This window comes from Janthinobacterium goodfellowi, from assembly GCF_051380695.1.
Classification (GTDB): domain Bacteria; phylum Pseudomonadota; class Gammaproteobacteria; order Burkholderiales; family Burkholderiaceae_D; genus Janthinobacterium.
This window is the reverse complement of record NZ_JBNYXN010000004.1, coordinates 87,876-102,641: the sequence shown is the minus strand read 5'-3', so window position 1 is coordinate 102,641 and position 14,766 is coordinate 87,876. Positions and strand designations below refer to the sequence as shown.

16 protein-coding genes are annotated in these 14,766 nt (G+C 61.1%); 8 read left to right on the top strand and 8 right to left on the bottom strand.

Annotated features, from left to right (window positions below; genetic code table 11):
- Positions 1-117: 117 nt before the first annotated feature.
- From ACQ4WQ_RS16490 to ACQ4WQ_RS16475, 4 genes are all read left to right on the top strand, one after another.
- On the top strand, positions 118-1,515 hold the full coding sequence (locus ACQ4WQ_RS16490) for a gluzincin family metallopeptidase (protein ID WP_436498469.1): 1,398 nt from the start codon (positions 118-120) through the stop codon (positions 1,513-1,515).
- 103 nt (positions 1,516-1,618) lie between these two features.
- The gene (locus ACQ4WQ_RS16485) at positions 1,619-1,906 is read left to right on the top strand and encodes a protealysin inhibitor emfourin (RefSeq protein WP_436498467.1); all 288 of its coding nucleotides are present in this window, start codon (positions 1,619-1,621) and stop codon (positions 1,904-1,906) included.
- A gap of 333 nt (positions 1,907-2,239) precedes the next feature.
- Entirely contained in the window at positions 2,240-2,563 is a 324-nt protein-coding gene (fdxA, locus tag ACQ4WQ_RS16480) for a ferredoxin FdxA (protein ID WP_010395176.1), read from the top strand.
- Between the two features lie 279 nt (positions 2,564-2,842).
- Complete coding sequence (locus ACQ4WQ_RS16475; protein WP_070219273.1) at positions 2,843-4,063, top strand: polyhydroxyalkanoate depolymerase; 1,221 nt, start codon at positions 2,843-2,845, stop codon at positions 4,061-4,063.
- A gap of 67 nt (positions 4,064-4,130) precedes the next feature.
- Here the strand turns inward: ACQ4WQ_RS16475 and ACQ4WQ_RS16470 are convergent, their stop codons facing one another.
- The 3 genes from ACQ4WQ_RS16470 to ACQ4WQ_RS16460 form a co-directional block, all read right to left on the bottom strand.
- Entirely contained in the window at positions 4,131-4,808 is a 678-nt protein-coding gene (locus ACQ4WQ_RS16470; RefSeq protein ID WP_436498465.1) for a DOPA 4,5-dioxygenase family protein, read from the bottom strand.
- A 42-nt stretch (positions 4,809-4,850) separates the two neighbouring features.
- Positions 4,851-7,382, bottom strand: coding sequence for a TonB-dependent receptor plug domain-containing protein (locus tag ACQ4WQ_RS16465; RefSeq protein WP_436498463.1), 2,532 nt, complete (start codon positions 7,380-7,382; stop codon positions 4,851-4,853).
- A gap of 126 nt (positions 7,383-7,508) precedes the next feature.
- Positions 7,509-8,249, bottom strand: coding sequence for a substrate-binding periplasmic protein (locus ACQ4WQ_RS16460; protein WP_436498461.1), 741 nt, complete (start codon positions 8,247-8,249; stop codon positions 7,509-7,511).
- 40 nt (positions 8,250-8,289) lie between these two features.
- Here ACQ4WQ_RS16460 and ACQ4WQ_RS16455 point away from each other — a divergent pair, with 40 nt between their 5' ends.
- The 3 genes from ACQ4WQ_RS16455 to nth are packed head-to-tail and all read left to right on the top strand — an operon-like array spanning position 8,290 to position 9,969.
- Positions 8,290-8,583, top strand: a complete 294-nt coding sequence (locus tag ACQ4WQ_RS16455) for a hypothetical protein (protein WP_436498459.1) — start codon at positions 8,290-8,292, stop codon at positions 8,581-8,583.
- 19 nt (positions 8,584-8,602) lie between these two features.
- Complete coding sequence (gene rsxB, locus ACQ4WQ_RS16450) at positions 8,603-9,325, top strand: electron transport complex subunit RsxB (RefSeq protein ID WP_326456540.1); 723 nt, start codon at positions 8,603-8,605, stop codon at positions 9,323-9,325.
- Positions 9,322-9,969, top strand: a complete 648-nt coding sequence (gene nth / locus ACQ4WQ_RS16445) for an endonuclease III (RefSeq protein ID WP_326456541.1) — start codon at positions 9,322-9,324, stop codon at positions 9,967-9,969. Before rsxB ends, nth begins: the two co-directional genes overlap by 4 nt.
- 69 nt (positions 9,970-10,038) lie before the next feature.
- Here the strand turns inward: nth and proB are convergent, their stop codons facing one another.
- From proB to rplU, 5 genes are all read right to left on the bottom strand, one after another.
- Complete coding sequence (proB, locus tag ACQ4WQ_RS16440) at positions 10,039-11,157, bottom strand: glutamate 5-kinase (RefSeq protein WP_436498457.1); 1,119 nt, start codon at positions 11,155-11,157, stop codon at positions 10,039-10,041.
- A gap of 27 nt (positions 11,158-11,184) precedes the next feature.
- Positions 11,185-11,595 carry a hypothetical protein gene (locus ACQ4WQ_RS16435; protein WP_436498455.1) on the bottom strand — a complete coding sequence of 137 codons (411 nt, stop codon included), beginning with the start codon at positions 11,593-11,595 and terminating at the stop codon, positions 11,185-11,187.
- 13 nt (positions 11,596-11,608) lie between these two features.
- A complete protein-coding gene (gene obgE / locus ACQ4WQ_RS16430; RefSeq protein ID WP_436498453.1) occupies positions 11,609-12,718 on the bottom strand; it encodes a GTPase ObgE in 1,110 nt (369 codons plus the stop codon).
- A 113-nt stretch (positions 12,719-12,831) separates the two neighbouring features.
- Positions 12,832-13,104, bottom strand: coding sequence for a 50S ribosomal protein L27 (gene rpmA, locus ACQ4WQ_RS16425; RefSeq protein WP_070219281.1), 273 nt, complete (start codon positions 13,102-13,104; stop codon positions 12,832-12,834).
- 40 nt (positions 13,105-13,144) lie between these two features.
- Positions 13,145-13,456, bottom strand: a complete 312-nt coding sequence (gene rplU / locus ACQ4WQ_RS16420) for a 50S ribosomal protein L21 (protein ID WP_034754730.1) — start codon at positions 13,454-13,456, stop codon at positions 13,145-13,147.
- A 304-nt stretch (positions 13,457-13,760) separates the two neighbouring features.
- Between rplU and ispB the strand changes: the two genes are divergently transcribed.
- On the top strand, positions 13,761-14,750 hold the full coding sequence (gene ispB / locus ACQ4WQ_RS16415) for an octaprenyl diphosphate synthase (RefSeq protein ID WP_326456544.1): 990 nt from the start codon (positions 13,761-13,763) through the stop codon (positions 14,748-14,750).
- The last annotated feature ends 16 nt before the right edge of the window (positions 14,751-14,766 follow it).

Below are 14,766 nucleotides of genomic sequence, written 5' to 3'. Positions count from 1 at the left end.
CGCCGGGCGCCGAAAAAAGCCCATCCTTCCCGCATGTCGTTTGCGCGGGATCAAACCGGACGCGCCGAAGCGGGACGACTATTCCAGTTCCAGTTGCGCGTGTCTTGGAGAACTACCATGGACCAGAAAGTCATCGTGCCGGTCGAAGCCGTCCTGACCAAATGCGTGTCCCTGCCCGTCGGCTACGTCCCTACCCCATCGGCGCCATACCGCTTGCACCGCAAGAATGCGCAACTGACCTTGCAGCCGGGCCCGCCCCGCCTGACCGAGGCAACAGTGCGCAACCTGGCCGCCGTGCCCGTCGGCTCGCGCGTGCTGATCTGGAAGCAAGACCCGTCCGTCAGCGAACTGGGCACGCGCAAGAGCTTCCTGCCCGGCCTGATCCTGCAAGGCCCGCGCGACGCGCGCATCACGTTTGGCGAGCCGGGCATCGCGCAAGTCAGCCCGAATGCCTTCGGCGACTTCATCGTCTCGCCCAACACCGACCAGTTCGACGCCGTGCACACGTTTGCCATCGTGCGCATGACGCTCACCATGTACCAGCGCGCGCTGGCCAGCAACGACACGGCGCCGCCGCTGCCGTGGCAATGGAATAGCGCCAGCAATACGGCGCCCCTGCGCGTCTTCCCGCATGGCTTGCCCAATGTCATGAATGCGTATTACAGCCGCAGCGACAAGGCCCTCAAGTTCGGCGACTTCATCCCCAGCGGCGCCACCGAGCGCGTCTACACCTGCCGCTCGCTCGACATCGTCTCGCATGAAACGGGGCACGCCGTGCTCGATGGCCTCAAGCCGAATTGGCTGCTCAGCAACAATCCGCCGCAAACGGGCGGCTTGCACGAATCGTTCGGCGACCTGACGGCCATCTTCCTGGCCCTGTCGCAGCTGGACCAGGTGGAAGCGGTGATCGCGCAAACGAAATCCGATCTGCACGATAAAACCTTCCTGGCCGACCTGGCTGAGCAATTCGGCCTGGCCCTGGGCCGGCCGAATGGCTTGCGCAATGCCGACAATGACATCAAATTGTCGGAAGCAGGCACGGAAGTGCATGCCATCTCGCAAGTGTTTACGGGCGCCATCTACGACATCCTGGCCGACATCTTTGCCCATGAACGCCAGCCCCAGCTGGAAGACGACGCGGCCGTGCTGCACCGCTGCGGCGACTACCTGCGCAGCCTGGTCCTGCGCGCGCTGCTGGCGTCGCCCGACCAGGCCGCCACTTATGCCGACGTGGCCGGCCACATGCTGACCATCGCCCAGGCCGATGGCAATAGCGCCTACCTGGACTTCATCCGCAACAGCTTTACCGTGCGCGAAGTGCTCAAGGCCAATGCCATGACGGAGGAGGGGCAAATGACGTTCGCCCCCGATGTCGTCGACGAAGATGGCGCCGTGCAAGACCGGCGCGCCTGCTGCGGTACCATGAACCATGCGGAATACAGCGAATCGGACCAGTTGCTCGAAGCGGAGCGCGAAGCGCTGGCCGCCTGGTGCCGCAGTTACGGTCCCCGGTAAACAGTCCCGTACAAGGCAGCGCACCGGCGCGCCCGCTTCAGGCCAGCCGCACCAGCGGCAGGCCATGACGCGGCCTACACCACCCACAACAGCAAGGAGCAGCATGAAAATTTCAGCCCGCAGCAGCGGCGGTTTTGCCGGCCTGAGCGAACAGTATGAGATCGATACGCAAGCCCATCCGGCTGGCCCCAGGCTGGAAGCGGCATTGGCCAGCAGCGGCTTTTTCACGCATCCGCAGGCCAGGGATGAACACGTGGGCGCCGATATTCCCCGCTGGCAGATCACCGTCGATGCGCCCACCGCGCGCCGCACCATCACGTTTGCCGAGGATGGCAGCGCTGAAAATGCACAATGGCAGCAATTGCTGACGCAAATACGCGCCAGCGCCTGATTGTTCCGGCACTTATTTGTGCCGATCTTGATTTGAGTAAAACAAAAACACCACACGGCAAGCCAGCACACCAGCCGCCCTGCTCCTTGCCGCGTTGGGCGACTGTCGCGTTCTTGCCGCGTTCTTCATGGCAACGTCCCGGATAGTCGCTGAACTGCCCGCTCTGCGCGGCACCGACACTGCCAAAAAATGAATTTGCTTATATGTATTGTATATAAGCGGGATTTGTGAGAAATAGCGAATTGCCTTAAAATACAATGCTTTGCTTTAGTATGCGCCGCCGAAGTTCCTGCAGGCGCTACAGCACCTCCCCCAAAAATTGATAGGACTGTTATGACCCACGTTGTCACCGAATCCTGCATCGCCTGTCGCTATACCGACTGCGTCGATGTCTGCCCGGTAGATTGTTTCCGGGAAGGCCCGAACTTCCTGGCAATCGATCCGGACGAATGTATTGACTGCGCCGTCTGCGTGGCAGAGTGCCCGGTGAACGCGATTTTCGCGGAAGAGGACGTGCCGGGCGACCAGCAAGCCTTCATCAAGATCAACGTCGATCTGGCCCGTAACTGGCCTTCGATCACCAAGACGAAGGCTGCCTTGCCGGAAGCGGAGCAATACAAGGACGTCAAGGACAAGCTCGACATGCTGGTGCGCTAAACGCACGGCAGCTGCGGCGGCAATTCCGGCGGGGATGGAGGCTCTTCCCCGCAGGGGCGTGGCGGCAAAAAAACAGACAAAAAGCAGCGGAAACGCTGCTTTTTTTGCTTTTAAAGCATCGTTGCAGGTCTATCCACGTAACTGTGGCGCGCTGTCACAACTATGCGCAAACTGTGGACCTATGCGTGGTAAAGCACATTTTGTCCTCAACAAATATCGTAAAATTGGATTATGATATTTGAGCCGATATTGGCGCTTGGAATCAAACAAGGACTCTATATGCTTTACCAACTGCACGAACTGCAACGCTCTTTCCTCACTCCGGTGATGCAATGGGCAGACATGTCCTCCAAGTTATTTACCAACCCGGTTTCCCCTCTGGCCCACACCCCGTTTTCGCAACGCATCGCAGCCGGCTACGAGCTGATGTACCGCCTTGGCAAAGACTACGAAAAACCACAATTCGATATCAAATCCGTTCTCGTCCAAGGCGAGAGCGTCGACATCCGCGAACACGTTGTCGTAACAAAACCGTTTTGCCGCCTGATCCACTTCAAAAAAGAAGCCACTGGCTTGCAACAGCCCAAAGTTTTGCTGGTTGCCCCCCTGTCCGGTCACCACTCGACCCTGCTGCGCGATACCGTGCGCGGCTTGCTGGCCGAGCACGATGTCTACATCACCGACTGGACGGACGCGCGCATGGTACCGCTGACGGAAGGCCCGTTCCACCTCGATGACTACATTTATTATGTGCAAGAATTCATCCGCCTGCTGGCGCCTGATTTGCACGTGATTTCCGTCTGTCAACCGACCGTGCCCGTGCTGGCCGCCATCTCGCTGATGGCGACGGCAAAAGATCCACACATGCCGAAAACCATGACGATGATGGGCGGCCCGATCGACCCGCGCCGCTCGCCCACGCAAGTGAACAACCTGGCGACGGAAAAGAAGTTCTCGTGGTTTGAAAACACCGTCATCTACGCGGTGCCGCCGAACTACCCAGGCTTTGGCCGCAAGGTGTATCCGGGCTTCCTGCAGCACGCCGGCTTCATCGCCATGAACCCGGGCCGCCACGCGCAAAGCCACCGCGAGTTCTACATGCACCTGGTGACGGGCGATGACGAGCCGGCGGAAGGCCACCGCCAGTTCTACAACGAGTACAACGCCGTACTGGACATGCCGGCCGAGTACTACCTGGAAACCATTAAAACGGTTTTCCAGGAATTCAGCCTGCCGATGGGCACCTGGAAAGTGGGCGGCCAGCTGGTGCGTCCGCAGGACATCACGAACGTGGCGCTGTTTACCGTGGAAGGCGAGCTGGACGACATTTCCGGTGCCGGCCAGACGCAGGCCGCACACGACTTGTGTTCCGGCATCCCTGCCGACATGCAGCAAGATTTTGTGGCACCGAAATGTGGCCATTACGGCATCTTCTCGGGCCGCCGCTGGCGCGAGATCATTTGCCCGAAGATCGGTGAATTCATCCAGAAACACGGCTGATACACGGCATCTCCATCAGAACGCCACGCCAGTTCATACTGGCGTGGCGTTTTCTTTTATGCGCCGCTCACGCGCGCTCGATCTTCACCGTCGGGCGCGTATTGACAAATATCTGCTCGACCCTTGGCTCGCCCGGGCCCGGCTTCTTCATCGCATAGCCATTCACGGGCTGCGAGCGGTTCACCCACAGCGCGTAATACAGGTGGTCGGCGCGCGGATCTTCCGTATTCGGGTGGATCAATATCGTCAGGCCCAGGCTGTTAAGCTGCAGCCACGGTACGATCACCGGTAACAGCTCATTCGTAAAGCCAAAGTAAAACGACGGCGTCACGTGCGGGCCGCGCGGTTCCAGGTTCCAGTCGCCCAGTTCGATCTGGAAGCGCTCGGCCGCCCACTTGCGTATCAGCGCCGCCTTCTGGTAACTGTCTTCGTCAAAATAGATGTGTGCGTGATAGCTCTCGATATCCGTGTAGGCGCGCGGCTTGCTCGGCAAGGTTTCCTCGCCGGGGCGCACGCTGACAGGGCGCGGCGTGGGCGCCGTATCCGTATGCTCGCCCCATGGGCTTTTACCGGGTGCAGGCCTTACGCGCTTGACGGCACCATCCTGCGCCAGGGCCGACCCCGCCAGGCCGGAAGCGGCCAGCGCCGCCACCAGGCCGCCGCCGCGCAAGACAGTGCGGCGTTGCGGAGAGAGGAGATTCGCCCATTCCAGATCGATGGCGGCGTGTTGATTGTGCTCAGACATAGGATTTCCTGTTCTTGATGAGAGGTAGAGGGATGGGGAAAATCAGAACGAGACGGTGGCGCGGGCATAGTAATAGCCGCCCAGCACGCCCAGCGGTCCCGAGTTGTCATACGCGCCCGTGTACTGCGCCAGACTTGCGGCACTGCGGGCCTCGCGTGGCACCTGGCCCGGTTTCTGGTCGAAGACATTGTTGGCGCCCACTGTCACGTTGATGCGCTTGCTGACGTCGTAGCCGACGCTGACATCCGTCACGAAGGCCGCTTTCAGCCGGTAATCGCCGCCCGTGATGGCGTTCAGGCGCTTGAGCTTGCCGTAGCGCGTCTCGCGTACATTGAATGTCCAGCCGGCTTTTTCATATGCCAGCGTGAGGATTTCCTTGTCGCGCGGCGCGCGGTACAGCAAGTCGTACTCGGCCGACTTGCTCAGGGTGCCGATGTTCGGCAAGCCTTGCAGCACGGCAGGAAGTTCCGCCTTACCCACCAGGCTCGTATGGTTGAAATTCGCCGCCGCCGTCCAGCGCAGCTTGCCATCGGCCACGCGCAGCACATCCTCGGCCGTCAAGTCGACGCCGCGCGTGCGCGTGTCGCCCACGTTGGCAAAATAATGGGCGACAAGGCCATTGCCCACCGTCAGTCCCGCCGAGCGCAGCAGGTTTTCAATGGTGGTCGCTTGCGCCGCCGTCAGCGGCCGGCCGCTGCCATCGAGCGCCACGCCCGAGCTGCGGTCGATGCCGATGTTCGACGACACGCCCAGACGGTCGCTGACCTTGATTTGATACGCGTCAACGGCCAGGCGCAGGGTCGGCGTAGGGTTGAAGGTCAGCCCGGCCGACAGATTCGTCGATTTTTCCGGTTTTAACGCTTGCGCGCCCAGGGCCCGCGCAGCGGCCGAATTCGGCTGCGCCAGGGTATAGGGCACGCCCGCATGGTCCGACGTGTTCGAATACGACTGCGTCACTAGGCTAGGCGCATGGAAACCGTTGCTGACGGTGCCGCGCACGGCCACGGCGGGCGTGACGTCATAGCGGGCGGACAAGCGCCCCGTCGTCTTGCTGCCGAAATCGGAATATTTTTCGGCGCGCAAGGCCGTGTCGAGCAGCAACTGCGGCGTCAGCTTGGCCCCCAGGCCGATATACGCCGCATAGCTGTGGCGCGCCGTGTCGGACGCATCGACGGGCAGGTAGCCGGCCAGCGCGGACGAGCCGCTACCCTGCCAGGAAGCGGGCTCGCCCGGACTGCGCTGCTGCGTTTCATGCGAATACTCGAGACCGACGCTGAGGTCGGCTGGCTCGCTCAAGCCCAGCGGCACGGGGCGGCGTGCGTCCGCATTCGTCGTCGAGCGGCTGTAGCGCTGCTTGCCGATGTCAAAATCCGTCTTGCCACCCGGATAAATCAGCGAGTAGTTGGCCGAGTGTTCCACGCCCACGTCGATATCGTCGCGGCCATACGTCGTGCTCAGGTCCCAGGACCAGCCCGCCGTTTCGCCCTTGATGCCGCCCGTCAAGGAAAAGTCGTTTTCGCTCGTCGTTTCATATGGCGTGAAGCCGTCGGGATATACGGCCAGCAAGCCTTTGTTGTTATTGAAAATGGTAATGGGCAGGCGGTAATTCTGCGCCGAGCGGGCATTGCGGTGCGCGTAGGTGCCGAAACCGTACAGTTGCACCTCGTTCGACACGTCATAGCCGAGATTGGCGCTGAGCGAGGCAGTCGTGCTTTGCGGCACGCCCGTATTGCGCCAGGGATTGCTGTTGCGCGTCGCTTCGGCCGGGTTCGGTGCAGCGCCCGCCGGCAAGCTGTTGTTCGGCCCCAATTTGACCAGCTGGCCATCGCTGTTGCGCACGGCCGGATACGACAGATAGGCGGGATTCAAGCCAAAATTGCGCACGGCAATGCCCTGGCGCTGGACTTCGGCGCCGAAGTGGGCAAAGCCGTGTTCGCCCAGGCGCGTGCCGCCATCGATGCGCGCGGAACCGTTCGTGCCGTCGCCGTCGTAGGTCGAGCCGAGTTGCGTGCTGAAGCTGCCCTTGTCGTCCGCTTTCAGGATGATATTGATGACGCCGGCGATGGCGTCGGAACCGTAGATGGCCGAGGCGCCGTCGCGCAGGATTTCCACGCGGGCAATGGCCCCCGTGGGGATCAGGGCCAGGTCGGTGGCGACGGAACCGGGAAAACCATCCTCATTGACGATGGCCGTCGTATGACGGCGCTTGCCATTGACCAGCACCAAGGTATGCGACGGGTCAAGGTTGCGCAGCTGCCCGGCGCGCACGATGCTGCCCAGGTCGGGTTGTACGCGGGCGGGCAAGTTAAACGATGGCAAGGCCGTATCGAGCGCGTCGAGCAGGTTCAACTTGCCCGTGGCCTGCAATTGCTGCGCGCTGATCACATCGATCGGTGCAGCGCTGTTGGCTACCGTGCGGCCCGTGCCGCGCGCACCCGTGACGATCACGGCGTCCAGCGGCGCCTGCGCATGGGCCGCGCCAGGCGCCGCCAGCACGAGCACGGCCAACGAGACGGCGTGCGCCAGCAGCCGCCGGCGCGGGGCGGGGTCTTGCTTGTGAATCAATTCCAGCATACGAAAACATCCTTTCAAAGTCGTCAACACAGTGGCTGCAGACTAAAGGATGGACAAACAAACAAGAACGAATGGTTTCGTATTTAGATATTTCGTTTTGGCAACGAACAACAGCGGCGCGCAGTGTCAGGGATGGGCTGTGGCCGCCGCCAGGCTCTGGTCGAGCCGCTTCCAGTAATCGCGTTCCAGACGGGCCGTGTCGATGTCGCGCGCCGCCTCGTTGAAGCGCTTTTGCCGCGCCGCCCCCTCGGCATCGCGCTGGAAGCACACATGCACGGGGCGCTCCTTGAAGACGGTATCGATGACGGCGATGCGTTCCCGTTCAGCCTTGCTGAAGTTGCGTCCCATCAGCAAGTGCTGCAGCACATGGCGCTCGATGACGATCACGCGATAACGCTTGATTAACAGCTTCTTCAGATTCGTCGCATCGTTCAAGCCCTCTTCCGTCTTCAGCTCGCCGCGCGCCACCATGCCATCGAACTGCTCCCCGTTCGAATAACCGGCCACGGTGCCGATGCGCAGCTGGCCCAGATCGGCCAGGGTGGCGCCGGGCACGCCATCCTCCTTCAGGTAGGCCAGCACCCCTTGCGTATTGCCAACCGGAACAGAAAAATGGCAGAGTTTTTCCCGTTCGGGCGTGCGCCAGACGGCCAGGAACCCGGCGTAGCGGGGGCTGGCCAGGCCAAACTGCATGGCGCGCTTCCACGGAAAATACTCATATTTGACGACATAGCCCATGCGTTCGAAGACGGCGCTGACCATGGCGCCCGACATGCCGTCGGCAGGCAGGCTGCGGGAAATGAAGGGCGGCCAGTCTTCCGCCGCGAAGCGCACGATGCGCGAGCTGGCAACGCCCGGCGGCGCCATGGCGGAGCCAGCCTGCTGTGCAAGGGCAAGCGCAGAGTACATGAAGAAACAGAAGGGCAAACCAACTGTCCGGAGGAAACGCATGTTTTGCTCCTATGGCCTGGCGCGCATTGCAGGCGCGGCAACAGGACTGGCGGTCGGCTTTTTTATCACTAGCTTGATAAAAATCATGCTCCCACAAAAAAAAGAAATTGCAAAGTTGTTTATTTGCACTTTGAAATTCCCAGAAGAAATAAAATACGATTGCGGCGCGCCTGCAACAGCCTGCCACGGCATCCGCTATCCCCTCTCGCGAGACAGGTTTTTACTTGTGCGCGCGCCGGATGGCCGATAATGGCGTTTTACCGTGGAAGATGACCGTGCCGCACCCTGCCCCTCCCTCACTTGCCGACCAGATCGAAGACTTGCTGCCGCAAACGCAATGCACCAAATGCGGCTACAACGGCTGCCGCCCGTATGCGGAAGCGATAGCCGCCGGCAGCGCCGACATCAACCAGTGCCCGCCGGGCGGCGCGCAGGGCATTGTGCGCCTGGCCGGCTTGCTGGGCAAAAAAGTCATTCCGCTCAACCCCGTCAACGGCCTCGAACGTCCTCGATCTGTCGCCTACGTCGACGAATCGCTGTGTATCGGCTGTACCCTGTGCATCCAGGCCTGTCCCGTGGACGCCATCGTCGGCGCCGCCAAGCAGATGCATACGGTGGTCACCAGCCTGTGCACGGGCTGCGACCTGTGCGTGGCACCGTGCCCCGTCGACTGCATCGTCATGTACCCGGTCAGCGGCGACGCCACGGGCTGGGATGCCTGGAGCCAGATGGATGCCGACGACGCGCGCGCGCGCCACGATTTCCGCACGCAGCGGCTGCGCCGCGAAGCCGAGGCCAACGATGCGCGCCTGGCCGCCAAGGCCGTTGCCAAGATGCAGGAAGTGACGCAGGAAGTGCCCGTCACGCCAGATGAACTGGCAGAGAAGGAGCGCAAGCGCGCCATCATCGCCGCCGCCATGGAGCGCGCGCGCGCCAAGGCCGCCGCCCAAACCGAACCGCCAGCCCCCACCACCCCGAAAAAAGACGCATGAACGCCGCCAAACGCCTGGAAATCTTTACGCGCTTCCGCGCCGCCAACCCTTCCCCGAAAACGGAACTCGAATATACGACGCCGTTCGAGCTGCTGATCGCCGTGCTGCTGTCGGCGCAGGCGACCGACGTGTCCGTCAACAAGGCGACCCGCTTGCTGTATCCGGTCGCCAATACCCCGGCCAAGATACTGGCGCTGGGCGTGGACGAGCTGGCCAGCTATATCCGCACCATCGGCCTGTTCCGCACCAAGGCGAAGAACGTCATCGCCACCTGCCAGATCCTGCTGGAGCAGCACGGCGGCGAAGTGCCGCGCGACCGCGCCTCGCTGGAAGCCTTGCCCGGCGTGGGCCGCAAGACGGCGAATGTAGTCATGAATACGGCGTTTGGCGAACCGACCATGGCGGTCGACACGCACATCTTCCGCGTGTCGAACCGCACCGGCATCGCGCCAGGCAAGAATGTCGATATCGTCGAGCAAAAACTGCTGAAGTTCGTGCCCAAGGAATTCCTGCACGACGCCCACCACTGGCTGATCCTGCACGGCCGCTACACATGCACGGCCCGCAAGCCGCAATGCTGGAACTGCATGATTGCCGACCTGTGCGATTACAAGGAAAAATCGCCGATGCCGGCCGTGGTGTAGGCAAAAAAAACGGCCCGAATGGGCCGATGGAGTGGTGGTGTCGGATTACGCGCGACGCGCTAATCCGACCTACAGCAAGACCATATTATCGCGATGGATCAGCTCGTGGCCTTCCATGTAGCCGAGAATCGATTCGATCTCGGTGGACGGCTTGCGCATGATGCGGCGCGCTTCGCCGCTCGTGTAGTTCGACAGGCCACGCGCCACCGGGGTGCCATCCACGTCGACGCAGGTGATGACGGCGCCGCGGCCAAATTCGCCGTTCACGCCCGTCACGCCGATCGGCAGCAGTGACTTGCCTTCCTGGCGCAGCTTTTGCACGGCGCCCGCGTCCAGCACGACGGCGCCGGCCGTGTGCAGATGATCGGCCATCCACTGCTTACGCGCCGTCAACTGCCCCGTTTGCGCCAGCAACTGCGTGCCGATCGCTTCGCCCTGTGCCAGGCGGCTGAGCACGTCGCTGTCGCGGCCCCAGGCGATGATGGTGTGGGCGCCGGACTTGGCGGCGCGCTTGGCGGCGAGGATTTTCGTCAGCATGCCGCCACGGCCCAGGCTGGAACCGGCGCCGCCCGCCATCGCCTCCAGGGCGGGATCGCCGGCGATGCCTTGCGTGATCAGATAAGCGTTCGGGTCCTTGCGCGGGTCGGCCGAGAACAGGCCGTGCTGGTCCGTCAGGATCACCAGCGCATCGGCCTCGATCAGGTTGGCGACCAGGGCGCCCAGGGTGTCGTTGTCGCCGAACTTGATTTCATCGGTGACGACCGTGTCGTTTTCATTGATGATGGGCACGACGCCCAGGCGCAGCAGGGTCGTCAGGGTGGAGCGGGCGTTCAGGTAGCGTTCGCGGTCGGCCAGGTCGGCGTGCGTCAACAGCACCTGTGCCGTGCCCAGCTGGTGGGCGCGGAAGCTGCTTTCATAGATTTGCGCCAGGCCCATCTGACCAACGGCGGCGCACGCCTGCAATTCGTGGATATCGGTGGGGCGCTGCTCGAAACCGAGGCGCAGCATGCCTTCGGCGATGGCGCCGGAACTGACCAGCACGACTTCCTTGCCAAGGGCACGCAAGCCGGAAATCTGCGCGGCCCAGCGGGCGATGGCGGCATGGTCGAGTCCGCGGCCATCGTTGGTGACCAGCGAGGAGCCGACTTTGATGATGATGCGGGTAGCTTTTTGAATCACGGAATCCATGGGGCGGCGCTCTTCACTTAATAGACGTCAGCGCGCAGGACGCAGCAGCAGCAAGGCCAGCCCCGCCGTCAGCTCCATTGCGCACATGAACAACACAAAACCCTGGGGCAAGCCGAAGCTGATGGCCGCGAACAGACGGCCGGCGGGCTGCGCCAGGACCAACATTGCAGTGATATCGCCGAGGACAGGCGGTTCGCCCTGCCGTGCCGCGAACAGCGCCAGGAGCGCGGTAGCGCCCCAGACACCGACATGGGAAGCGTAGAACTGGCTGTAGCCATCGACGCCGTTGAGGAAGATGCCCATGCCGGCCGCCATGTCATCGGCGAACAGCAGACAGGCGACCGCGCTCAGCCCGTAAGCATACGCGATCAGATGCAATACACGGCGCTGCCACCCCTGCTTGCGCGCGGGTGCGGCAGCGACCGTCTGTACCGACATCAGGGTAAGGCGCTTAGTCGAGGATCTTGAAACGCGGATCATCCGGGTCGATCGACGAGATACCGCGTGCTTCTTCGGTCATCTGCGTTTCTTCGGCACGGCTTTCGCTGTGTTTCTTCTCTTCCAGATGCTGGTAGATCGCATTGACCAGCTCCGGGCAACCTTGGTGGTTCAGCGCGGAGATCTCGAAAACCGGACCTTTCCAGGCGAAACGCTTGAGGAAGTCCTTGACGATCTTCTTGCGCTCTTCTTCCGGCACCATGTCGAGCTTGTTCAACACCAGCCAGCGCGGCTTGTCGACCAGCGTCTCGTCGTACTTTTTCAGTTCCTTGACCAGCGCCTTGGCTTCCTTGACAGGATCGACGTTGGTTTCAAACGGCGCCAGATCGACGATGTGCAACAGCAGACCCGTACGCTGCAAGTGGCGCAGGAATTGATGGCCCAGGCCCGCGCCTTCGGAAGCGCCTTCGATCAAACCGGGAATATCGGCGATCACAAAGCTCTTCTCGTGCGACACGCGCACCACGCCCAGGTTCGGGTGCAGGGTGGTAAATGGGTAATCGGCAATTTTCGGACGCGCGTTCGAGACGGCCGAAATGAAGGTCGATTTGCCGGCGTTCGGCATGCCCAGCAGGCCCACGTCGGCCAGTACTTTCAGTTCCAGGCGCAATTCGCGGCGTTCGCCTTCCTTGCCCTCGCCTTTTTGGCGCGGTGCGCGGTTGGTCGAGGACTTGAAGTGGATATTGCCCCAGCCGCCTTCGCCGCCCTTGGCCAGCATTTCGGTCTGGCCGTGTTCGGTCAGATCGGCCAGGATTTCGCCGCTCGCGTTGTCGATGATCAAGGTGCCGACCGGCATGCGCAGGTGGATGTCATCGGCGCCCTTGCCATAGCAATCTGCGCCACGGCCAGGCTCGCCATTGCGAGCCTTGTGCATTTTGGAGAAACGGAAATCGACGAGCGTGTTGATATTGCGGTCGGCGACTGCCCAAATGGTGCCGCCCTTGCCGCCATCGCCGCCATCGGGACCGCCGAAAGGCCGGAATTTTTCACGGCAGAAAGAGGCGCAGCCGTTGCCGCCATCGCCCGCGATGACTTCGATTTTTGCTTCGTCGATAAACTTCATAATTTTGCCGCCATAAAACTAAAAAGGCTCTACCTTGGGCAGAGCCTTTCGATTGAAGGCTTGCGCCTTACATCATGCGATCATTGCGGAGCGAACTGGCGCTCCGCGATGAATTACGCTGGTACTGCTTCGTTTGGTACAACGGTCACGAATTGCTTCGAGCCGGCACCTTTGACAACGAACTTCACTTTGCCCGCGATCAGCGCGAACAACGTGTGGTCCTTGCCCATGCCTACGCCTTCGCCGGCGCGCACTGGGGTGCCGCGTTGACGAATGATTATGCCGCCAGCATTGATAGCTTGGCCGCCGTAGACTTTAACGCCCAGACGTTTTGATTCTGAATCACGGCCGTTTCGCGTTGTGCCGCCGCCTTTTTTATGTGCCATTTAAGACTCCTTGATAGCTGATTAATTCAAACAGCGGCGATTAGCCGTTGATCGAAACGATTTGGATTTCGGTAAAATTCTGGCGATGGCCTTGATGCTTTTGGTAGTGCTTACGACGACGCATCTTGAAAATTTTGACCTTATCATGGCGACCATGCGCCACAACCGTAACCAGTACCGTTGCACCTTCGACCAATGGAGCACCAAACTTGATGCTGTCGCCCGCGCCTACTGCGAGCACTTGATCGATGGTGATTTCGGAACCAATGTCTGCCGGTATCTGTTCTACTTTAAGTTTTTCGCCAGCGACAACTTTGTATTGTTTGCCACCGGTTTTTATGACCGCGTACATGATTTGAAACCTCATCAAATGTTGAAAGAATTTGTCCCACTGTCACGCAAAGCAAGCCGTACACAACAGGGGGAACCAGCGATTATACACGGACTGAGAAATTGCGTCAAAAACTATTCACAAAGCTTGACGATCGTGGTATGTCGACAACCTGACCATCATGTCAGGCATGCGCCAGGCGGACAGGAAAACGCGCGCCACTGCCAACAAGATCAATCAATTGCTCTACAGTCATAGGCAAACGTCACGCACGCGCAAGCCTTGTCGTATAATCGCGGCACCCACAATCTAATGCAGGTTCGCCTTGTCTGACGCTAACAAACACGTTAACCAAAACACCATCGTGCAAACGATTGCCGCCGATATGGACGCAGTCAATACGGTGATCCGCCAAAAGTTGCACTCCGATGTGATTCTGATCAACCAGATCGCTGAGTACATCATCAGCGCAGGCGGCAAACGCATCCGTCCCGTGCTGATTTTGCTGGTGGCCAATGCCCACGCCTATCGCGGCACGGCGCACCATGAACTGGCCGCCGTGGTCGAATTCATCCACACCGCCACCCTGCTGCACGACGACGTCGTCGATGAATCATCGATGCGCCGCGGACGCCAGACGGCCAATGCCCTGTTCGGCAATGCGGCCTCCGTGCTGGTGGGCGACTTCCTGCACTCGCGCTCGTTCCAGCTGATGGTCTCGCTGAACAATATGCGCGTCATGCAAATCCTCTCCGATGCAACCAACGTGATCGCCGAAGGCGAAGTGCTGCAGTTGTTGAACATGCACGATCCGGACGTGACGCAAGAGAGCTATTTGAACGTCATCCGCTCGAAGACGGCCAAGCTGTTCGAAGCGTCGGCGCAACTGGGCGCCCTGATCGCCGGCGCCAGCGAAGACGATATCGAAGCGGCCGCCGAATACGGCCGCTCGCTGGGCACGGCTTTCCAGCTGATCGACGATGTGCTCGACTATGCAGGCGACGCCGCCGAAATCGGCAAGAACGTGGGCGACGACTTGCGCGAAGGCAAACCGACCATGCCGCTGATCTGGCTGATGGAAAACGGTACGCCGGAACAGCGCGACCTGGTGCGCAGCTGCATCGAGCAAGGCGACGAACAGCATTTCGATGCCATCCTGACGGCCATCACCAGCAGCGGCGCCCTCGACTACACGCGCAAGCAGGCGGAAATCGCCGGCCAGCGCGCCGCCGATGCCATCGCCGGCTGGCCCGACAGCGTCTACAAGCAATCCATGCTGCAACTGTGCTCGTTTGCCGTGGACCGCAATCACTGATCGCGTTGTACTTATA